Source organism: Bradyrhizobium sp. 18BD, assembly GCF_054185225.1.
The window spans coordinates 1-537 of record NZ_JAVAYL010000087.1; the positions used below are offsets into that span (position 1 = coordinate 1).

A 537-nucleotide genomic window follows, 5' to 3' on the forward strand; every position below is an offset into this window, starting at 1 on the left:
CCCACCAGCACATCGCACAGTCGGGATCGAGCCGTTGCGCCGCGCGGAACGAGCGAACCGCACCGGCGTGGTTGAATCCGTAAGTGAGCACCAACCCCTGATTGAAATAGCGCCGCGCCTGCTCGTTCGACGTCGAAACCGGCAAGCGGGACGCTGAGAGATCGGGATAGAGCGGCATCGGGCTGGAAGGCGCTCCAACAGGTCCAGTGACTGCGCTGGCCAGCACCAGTTCGCGCTTCAGCGCGGACGCCATCGCCTTGCCGCCGCAAAGCGTGGAGGCAAGCTGGCCAGGATCGAGCATCGCCAGGGTCGCAGGAGAAAAGGCAAGGCCAGGCGAGAAGCTGGTGAGAATTCCCCCCATTCCGGCGAGCATGATGCTTTTCAACAGCTTGCGCATTCTAGCAGCCCTTGGTCGAGAGGGGGTTGCCGACGAGACGTTACTTCATCGTAACATTTTGTGCTCGCTGCCTCAACTTCGCGCGCACCGCACATTCTTTCGGGCCAGAAGCCGCTCCAGGGGCCTGACGACGGTTCAAT

The 537-nt window shown here is 62.2% G+C and carries 1 pseudogene; it reads right to left on the reverse strand.

Going from position 1 to position 537, the window contains the following annotated elements:
• Positions 1-397: pseudogene (locus RAD16_RS40515) on the reverse strand (hypothetical protein); the annotation flags it as partial.
• Positions 398-537: the final 140 nt, after the last annotated feature.